This window comes from Sphingomonas hankookensis (assembly GCF_022664465.1).
In the GTDB taxonomy this organism is placed as follows: Bacteria; Pseudomonadota; Alphaproteobacteria; order Sphingomonadales; family Sphingomonadaceae; genus Sphingomonas; species Sphingomonas hankookensis.
This window is the reverse complement of sequence record NZ_JAKREV010000002.1, coordinates 822,059-829,701: the sequence shown is the minus strand read 5'-3', so window position 1 is coordinate 829,701 and position 7,643 is coordinate 822,059. Positions and strand designations below refer to the sequence as shown.

Below are 7,643 nucleotides of genomic sequence, written 5' to 3'. Positions count from 1 at the left end.
TGACGCTTTGGCTTGCTCCCCTCAATATCCGGCAGGCGGGAGATGCCGTGCCGTTGCAGGCAGCGGTGCAGCGCTGACCGGGTCAGGTGCGGGATCGACGGCTGCAAGGTGTAGAGGCAATCGTCGAGCGGCAGCAGTGTGTGCCGTCGGAACGCCACAACCATTGCCTCCTCCGCTTCGGACAGGGTCGTTGAACGAGGGGCCTTCGGCCCGGTCTTCAGATCCTCGATGGTTGTCCTCTTGCGCCACTTCGCCACGGTCTTGGGGTTGATCCCCAGCTCCCGGCTCAGCGTCGCGAGCGAAGCTTGCGATCGCTGTATTGCTGCTCGGACGGCGTGCGTGGTCGTGGCGCTTCCGTGACGTACCTGTCCCATACGGCTTCCTTCCAATCCAACGAAAGGATCGCACCATCAAACCTTGGGATCAAACACTTAGGGTCAGGACTCGTTGATTACAGCCAGAAGATGACGGTGGCTGCGAGGGCGATGGCGGAGAAGAAGGCGGTGGGGCAGCGGTCGTAGCGCGTAGCGACGCGACGCCAGTCCTTCAGACGACCGAACATGATCTCAATGCGGCTGCGGCGCCGATAGCGGCGCTTGTCATACAGGACGGGCTCGTTGCGCGATTTGCGGCCTGGGATGCAGGGCTGGATGCCTTTGGCCTGGAGAGCGTCTCTGAACCAATCCGCGTCATAGCCGCGGTCGCCAAGCAGCCATTGTGCCTTGGGGAGGTCATCGAGCAGCGCTGCCGCGCCGGTGTAGTCGCTGACCTGGCCTGCGGTCATGAAGAAGCTCAGCGGGCGTCCGTTCGCATCGGCGACGGCATGGAGCTTGGTGTTCATGCCGCCTTTGGTACGGCCGATCAGGCGGCCAAGATCCCCTTTTTAACCCGCAGGCTCGATGCCGTGTGGTGCGCCTTCAAGTAGGTCGCGTCGATCATGATCGTTCCGGGTTCCGCGCTTGCGGTCGCCAACCCCTCCATCATGCGCGAGAAAACACCGGCCTCGCCCCAACGCTTCCACCGATTGTATAGCGTCTTGTGCGGGCCGTACGCGCTCGGAGCATCGCGCCAGCGCAGCCCGTTCTTGTTGACGAACACGATGCCGCTCAGCACCCGCCGATCGTCCACCCGCGGCTTCCCATGGCTCTTGGGAAAGAACGGCCGCAGCCGCTCGATCTGCTCATCCGTCAGCCAAAACAGGTCGCTCATTCCGGTCTCCTTACGGAGCCTGAATCAGATCGCGACGCCGACATCAATGGGTCCTGACCCTAAGCCAATGCTCATGCGTGGGGATAGCAAGGTAATACAGATCATGCCACCGTTGCTAAGATGTGTGTTCTAGGTTCTTGCGTCTCTTACTCACTACTAGCGTCTATTTCTAACGGTGCAGGATTTGTATGTGCAGGTCCATCAGGTCGCTTTCGAGCGTCACGGGCCTACGATCAAGCCGCTTGGCAACTTAAATCGAGTTCTACAGCGGTAAAATCCTGTCCCCGCAACCAAACCACCATACGCCGCCCCCACAGGCGGCGTCGCCGTTGGGGGCGAACGCCACCAAGTCCCCGATCTTTGCCACGACTTTGGCCTCGGCTGAGCCGCCCGCGCCAGAATAGATCGTCACGCTCTCTATAAGCCGCGACAGGATCTCCGCGGCTTCGCCGCAGATCTTGTCCTCGTTGGGCGTCTCTGTAAGACGTTGCGCCTTCGCGGCGAAGAGAGCGGTCAGGTCCGCAGGTGCCCGCAGAGTGATGGTCTCGACGCGGGGCTGGAGCTGGATCTGCGCCTTGAGCCACTGCTTCTCTGCTTCGCGCTCGACCAGCAGCTTCGTCAACGTCTCGCTGATTACGCCGGCCAGCATATTCGCGCCGAGGTTAGCAATCTCTGCCGTGACCACCGCCTGACGCTCGCTCAGCGCATCGTCACGGCCCCCGGCGTGACGGCTGAGGCGGTCCAGCTCCCGCGTTAACTCATCGGCGAAGATTCGTGCATGGTCGGGCGTGAAAAGGTGATGCTGGAACACCGCCAGCGTCGCGTGCTCTAGGGACGCCCTGCGTACGGATACGGTGTTGCTGCAGGTGCCGCGCTTCTTATGCCCAGCGCAGCGGTAATAGTCCTTTCCGCTGATGGTATAGTTCAACCCGCACACGCTGCAGCGGATGAGGCCGGACAGAAGATGCTTTTTCCGCCTCTGCCCCACGGGTGAGCCGCCCAGATTCGGGTTTTTGCGCCGCTCGATCTGTTGATGCACCGCATCCCAGAGCTGGTCGTCGAGAATGCGCAGGTCGGGAACGGCAGCCTACACCCATTCCGACCGGTCGCGAATTCGGTAGCGCCGCTCGCGCGTCTCGCTGTCCGGATTTCGGCGCCACTACCGTCGAGCCGATGCCGGTGCGGCGACTTGCCGAAGTTGGGGGGTGAGTGAGCGCGGCATTGCTCGCGCCTTTGTCAGCGAACTGGATGTGACGCCCCACGAGTTCGTGGAAGGCGTCATGACCGATCAAGCCCGCAAACTGCTTAAGGCAAGCGATCATGCTCTGAAAACGGTCGCTTACGACTGCGGCTTTGCCAGCCCTGAGCAGATGCGCGCTGCGTTCCAGCGCCGTCTGGGTACCGGCCCAGGCCGGTACCCAGACGGCGTAAATCGAGGGACCGTCAGAGCCTCGTTCTCCAAGCCCGCAGCAGCCGTGCGCACACGATGTGGGATGGTTTGGCGACCAAACCAGCCCTACAGGCCTCTGGAGCTCATCTCGCAGGCAACGCCGGCCCGAGACACTGCGTGGATCGCATCAGGCGTCCGACGCGGGGACCAGATGCATGGCCGGGAAGCCAAGCTTGCTGGCGAACACCTCCTGGACTTCGATGGTCGCGGGAGGGGGGCGCCACGCCACTTCGATACGGTCGATCAGGCCGTCCTCGTTCAGGTGGAGGTGTTCGTTACCCTTTACCTTCAGGCCATTGCAAGTGAAGCTGAAGAACACCGCGACGTCATTATCCTGTGCGAAGCGGAGGTTCACCTTGAGGCTGTCGATCGTCTCCAGGAAGCCTGGAAGGACCTCTACCACCGCGTCCTTGCCGATGGTGGGTTCAGGAAAGATGGGGCCGAGCAGGACAATGTTCTCGGCGAGATGCGGTACGATCCGCAGGCTGTCCCGGTTGGCGAGGGCGGCGAAATAGTCGTCGACATGAGCGGTGTTCATCGCAAGATACTCCTAAGGTGCAGGTTGGTCAGCAATCGGGGGGAAGGGCGGGCCGGGCGGTAGGACGGCAGCCCGCCCGCAAGGTTATCGGGCCGCGCGTTCGATCAGCGCGGCGACTTCGACCGGGTGCGAAATAGGTGAGGCGTGGCTCGACTGCAGCGTCACCGTCTGTGCGTTCATCCGCTTGGCGAACATCTCTTCGGCCGCTGGCGGGATCATCTGATCCTTGGCTGAAATGGGGTAGAAGGTCGGCTTGTCGTGCCAGGCCGCGACTGTCGCTTCCGTCCCGAACACGGCGCTGTTGAGCGGGATCTGGTGTGCGACCAGTGCCTTGCCCTCGGCCGCGGGAACGTCACCGGCAAATAAGGTCGGGAAAGCACCGGGGTCGAGCGACAGATAGCCGCGCGCATCCGGTCGCAATGCCTTCTGCCCCAGAGAGGGCGGCGCACCTTCTGACAGCGACTTCAGGCTCTCGCCGCGATCGGGGGCATAAGTGGCGACGTAGACGAGCGCCGACACCTTGGGGTCGTTCCCTGCCCCGCCGATCACCACGCCGCCCCAACTATGCCCGACCAGCACGGTGGGACCGTTCTGCGCGACGAGAGCCTTGCGGGTAGCGGCCACGTCGTCTTCCAGCGACGTCATCGGATTTGCGACCTGGGTGACGTGGAAGCCCTTGTGGAGCAGCAGCGTGGCGACCTTGTCCCAGCTGCTCTGGTCGATGAAGGCGCCATGCACCAGCACGACATTGCGGGCGGGCTTGGCGTCGGCTGCGCCGGTCGCAGCGAGGGATAGGGCTGCGGCAATCGTGGCAAGAACTTTGGCCATAAATTTTCTCCTTTCGATGGGCGGCGGCGGACGAGCGGAAGCCGATCCATCAGGTTGGGGTTGAGGTGCGCTGATTGGCGTGATCGTATCGGCGGTCGGCTGTTCGAGCCGCCCGACGCGGTGTCAGTCGCCTGCTTGGAAACCCTGCGCGCGCTGACGACGATAATCGGCAATCGCCAGGCCGCCTTGGCCAAGATCTTTCATCTCATGTTCGTGGAAGATGACGGTCGTATCTTCGCGGGGCTTTCTCATCACATCGAACAGCAGGTCGGCGATGCCCTTGTAGACCGCGTTTTTCTGCTCGGTAGTGGTGCGGTCTGCACCCGGCGTAGGGTCAGAACCCATTGATGTGAGTGTCGCAATCTGATTCAGGCTCTGCAAGGAGACCGGAATGAGCGACCTGTTTGGCTGACGGATGAGCAGATCGAGCGGCTGCGGCCGTTCTTTCCAAAGAGCCATGGGAAGCCACGGGTGGACGATCGGCGGGTGCTGAGCGGCATCGTGTTCGTCAACAAGAACGGGCTGCGCTGGTGTGATGCGCCGAGCGCCTACGACCCGCACAAGACGCTATACAATCGGTGGAAGCGTTGGGGCGAGGCTGGTGTGTTCATACGCATGATGGAGGGGGTGGCGACTGCAAGCGCGGAACCCGGAACGGTCATGATCGACGCGACCTACTTGAAGGCGCACCGCACGGCATCGAGCCTGCGGGTTAAAAAGGGGATCTTGGCCGCCTGATCGGCCGCACCAAAGGCGGCATGAACACCAAGCTCCATGCGGTCGCCGATGCGAACGGACGCCCGCTGAGCTTCTTCATGACCGCAGGCCAGGTCAGCGATTACACCGGCGCGGCAGCGCTGCTCGATGACCTGCCCAAGGCACAATGGCTGCTTGGCGACCGCGGCTATGACGCGGATTGGTTCAGGGACGCTCTCCAGGCCAAAGGCATCCAGCCCTGCATCCCGGGCCGCAATTCGCGCAACGAGCCCGTCCGGTACGACAAGCGTCGCTATCGGCGCCGCAGCCGCATCGAGATCATGTTCGGCCGTCTGAAGGACTGGCGTCGCGTCGCTACGCGCTACGACCGCTGCCCCACCGCCTTCTTCTCCGCCATCGCCCTCGCAGCCACCATCATCTTCTGGCTGTAATCAACGAGTCCTGACCCTAAACACCTAGCCCGCGCTTCGCCGAATGCGGAGGTGCCACGATGTGCGGAACGGCACCATTGTGATGCTTCCTAGGCCGGATCGATATGCAAGGGTTCCCCCTCCGGAATCGTCACCCCGGACTTGATCCGGGGTCCCGCTTCTTCTCGCGACCGCCGTAGAAAGCGGGACCCCCGATCAAGTCCGGGGTGACGGAGAAGGTAGCTGTTCCGACCCAGGGCGGCGGATCGCGAACCGTTGGAATGTCGATCTGCCCGCGGTCAGGTCACCGCGGCACGGCGGCGATAGGCCGGATCGTCCCATGCCTTCGCGGCAAGGATATCGGCGAGGATGTCGACCGCGCGCCAGACGTCCTCATGGCTGGTGTAAAGCGGGGTGAAGCCGAAGCGTACCGCATCGGGCGCGCGAAAGTCGCCGATCACGCCGCGGGCGATCAGCGCCTGGCACAGCGCATAGGCGTCGGGATGGGCGTAGGACAGATGGCTGCCGCGCGCCCCCGCGTCGCGCGGTGACAGCAAGGTCAGGTCGAACCCGGCACAACGGTCGTCGACCAGCGCGACGAACAGGTCGCACAGCGCCTGCGACTTGGCAACCAAAGTGGCGAAATCAACGCCGTCGAACTGCGCCAACCCCTGTTCGAGCGCCCCCATCGCCACGATCGGCGGGGTGCCGCACAGGAAGCGGGCGATACCGGGTGCCGGACGATAGTCGTCGGTGAAGGCGAACGGCGCGTCATGCCCCATCCAGCCGGTCAGCGGCGAGCGCAGCGTGTCCTGCAACGCCCGTGCGACGTAGAGGAAGGCCGGCGCACCGGGGCCGCCGTTCAGATATTTATAGCCGCACCCGACCGCGAGGTCGGCATCGCAGGCGCCCAGCGCCACCGGCACCGCGCCGACGCTGTGGCTGAGGTCCCACAGGACCAGCGCGCCGCGCGCATGGGCGGCAGCGGTGATCGTCGCCATGTCGAGTCGCCGTCCGCTCTTGTAATGGACATCGGTCAGCAGCACGACCGCGACATCGTCGTCGATTACGGCGACGATATCCTCGGCGGGCACGGTACGCAGCCGCCGGCCGGGCAGGGTGCGGGTCACGCCGTCAGCGATGTAGAGGTCGGTCGGGAAATTGCCGGGTTCGCTCAGGATCGTCGAGCGATCCGGTCGGGCGAGGCACGCGGCGGTCAGCAGCTTGAACAAATTGACCGAGGTGGAGTCGGTCACCAGCACCTCGTCGGCCTGCGCCCCGATCAGCGGCGCGATGCGCGCGCCCAGCGTGCGCGGCGCGTCGATCCAGCCGGCGCTGTTCCAGCTGCCAATCAGGTCCTCGCCCCATTCCTGCGTGACCAGCGCGGCGATGCGCGGCGGGGTCGAGCGGGGCAGGGCACCCAGCGAATTGCCATCGAGATAGATTTTACCGGCGGGCAGCAGGAAATTGGCGCGCTTGTGGCGCAGCGGATCGGCGGCATCACGCGCGCGGGCGGCGTCGAGGGTCAGGGCGGTCATAGCGCCACCCGTACCGTCAGCAGTTCGGGAAAGAACACCTGTTCGACCACCTTCGCCAGATAGGGTACGCCCGCAGTCCCGCCGGTGCCCCGCTTGAACCCGATCACGCGCTCGACCGTCTTCAGATGCCCGAAGCGCCACAGCTGGAACCGATATTCGAGGTCGACGAGCTTTTCGGCGAGTTCGTACAGGTCCCAGTAGCGTGCCGGATCGGCATAGACCGCGCGCCAGCAATCCTCGACCTGCGCCGACGCGACATAGGGCTGCGAAAAGTCGCGGTCGAGGCGGTCGGCCGGGACGGGCAGGCCGGCACGGGCGGCGGCGCGCAACGCTTCGTCGTACAGGCCGGGCCGGACCAGCGCCGCACGCAGCGTCGCCTGCACGTCGGGCGTATCGCGGTGCACGTCGATCATCGCCGCGTTCTTGTTACCCATCAGGAATTCGAGCAGGCGATACTGGTGCGACTGGAACCCCGAACTGCTGCCCAGCGCCCCGCGCATCGCCGAATAATCGGCGGGGGTGATGGTGGCGAGCACGTCCCAGCTCTGGATCAGCTGCGCTTGGATGCGGGCGACGCGCGCCATCATCTTGAACGCTTCGTCGAGGCGCGAATCGACGATCGCGGTGCGTGCGGCCTCCAGTTCGTGCAAACACAGCTTCATCCACAGCTCGGACGCTTGATGGATGACGATGAACAGCATCTCGTCATGCGTATCGGACAGCGGGTGCTGACACGACAACAGGGTGGGCAGGTGCAGGTAGCTGCCATAGGTCGAGCCGGCAGCGGGGGCGTCGTCGCGTTTCTCCATTGTCGGAAGGTAGCGAAGTTTGCGCACAACGGGCTTCTTTTCGACGATCGGCCGTCCTCATTAAAATGAACACTGTTCATTATCTGTTAATTGAGCGTTGATTAATTGTTGTCCTGCGCCTAACAACAGGACGCACGCAGGAGT

8 protein-coding genes and 2 pseudogenes are annotated in these 7,643 nt (G+C 63.7%); 2 read left to right on the top strand and 8 right to left on the bottom strand.

Annotated elements, in window-relative coordinates; translation table 11 throughout:
- The 3 genes from MF610_RS09330 to MF610_RS09320 form a co-directional block, all read right to left on the bottom strand.
- Positions 1-374: transposase family protein (locus tag MF610_RS09330; RefSeq protein WP_479687779.1), on the bottom strand; the 374-nt coding region annotated here is incomplete at its 3' end.
- A 77-nt stretch (positions 375-451) separates the two neighbouring features.
- Positions 452-1,209 (bottom strand): IS5 family transposase gene (locus MF610_RS09325; protein ID WP_242195246.1). Its coding sequence is split into 2 segments (ribosomal slippage): positions 452-876 and positions 876-1,209, totalling 759 coding nucleotides; the frame shifts between segments, so codons are not numbered across the junction.
- Positions 1,210-1,471: 262 nt separating this feature from the next.
- Positions 1,472-2,248 carry a recombinase zinc ribbon domain-containing protein gene (locus tag MF610_RS09320; protein ID WP_242195244.1) on the bottom strand — a complete coding sequence of 259 codons (777 nt, stop codon included), beginning with the start codon at positions 2,246-2,248 and terminating at the stop codon, positions 1,472-1,474.
- Between the two features lie 100 nt (positions 2,249-2,348).
- Here MF610_RS09320 and MF610_RS19210 point away from each other — a divergent pair.
- A pseudogene (locus MF610_RS19210) lies at positions 2,349-2,615 on the top strand (helix-turn-helix domain-containing protein); the annotation flags it as partial.
- A 171-nt stretch (positions 2,616-2,786) separates the two neighbouring features.
- Here MF610_RS19210 and MF610_RS09315 read toward each other — a convergent pair.
- The 3 genes from MF610_RS09315 to MF610_RS09305 all read right to left on the bottom strand — a co-directional run bounded on the left by MF610_RS09315 (position 2,787) and on the right by MF610_RS09305 (position 4,370).
- Positions 2,787-3,197 (bottom strand): nuclear transport factor 2 family protein, encoded by a 411-nt coding sequence (locus MF610_RS09315; protein WP_242195240.1) that lies wholly within the window; start codon positions 3,195-3,197, stop codon positions 2,787-2,789.
- An 84-nt stretch (positions 3,198-3,281) separates the two neighbouring features.
- A complete protein-coding gene (locus MF610_RS09310; RefSeq protein ID WP_242195237.1) occupies positions 3,282-4,025 on the bottom strand; it encodes an alpha/beta hydrolase in 744 nt (247 codons plus the stop codon).
- Between the two features lie 123 nt (positions 4,026-4,148).
- Positions 4,149-4,370: a tautomerase family protein gene (locus MF610_RS09305; protein ID WP_380870956.1), complete on the bottom strand. Its 222-nt coding sequence runs from the start codon at positions 4,368-4,370 to the stop codon at positions 4,149-4,151.
- Between the two features lie 46 nt (positions 4,371-4,416).
- Here MF610_RS09305 and MF610_RS09300 point away from each other — a divergent pair.
- Positions 4,417-5,173: pseudogene (locus MF610_RS09300) on the top strand (IS5 family transposase).
- Between the two features lie 278 nt (positions 5,174-5,451).
- On the opposite strand, the gene kynU reads toward MF610_RS09300, so the two are convergent.
- The gene (gene kynU / locus MF610_RS09295; protein ID WP_242195231.1) at positions 5,452-6,690 is read right to left on the bottom strand and encodes a kynureninase; all 1,239 of its coding nucleotides are present in this window, start codon (positions 6,688-6,690) and stop codon (positions 5,452-5,454) included.
- A complete protein-coding gene (locus MF610_RS09290) occupies positions 6,687-7,499 on the bottom strand; it encodes a tryptophan 2,3-dioxygenase (protein WP_242195228.1) in 813 nt (270 codons plus the stop codon). The genes kynU and MF610_RS09290 overlap by 4 nt, the downstream gene beginning before the upstream one ends.
- Positions 7,500-7,643 lie beyond the last annotated feature (144 nt).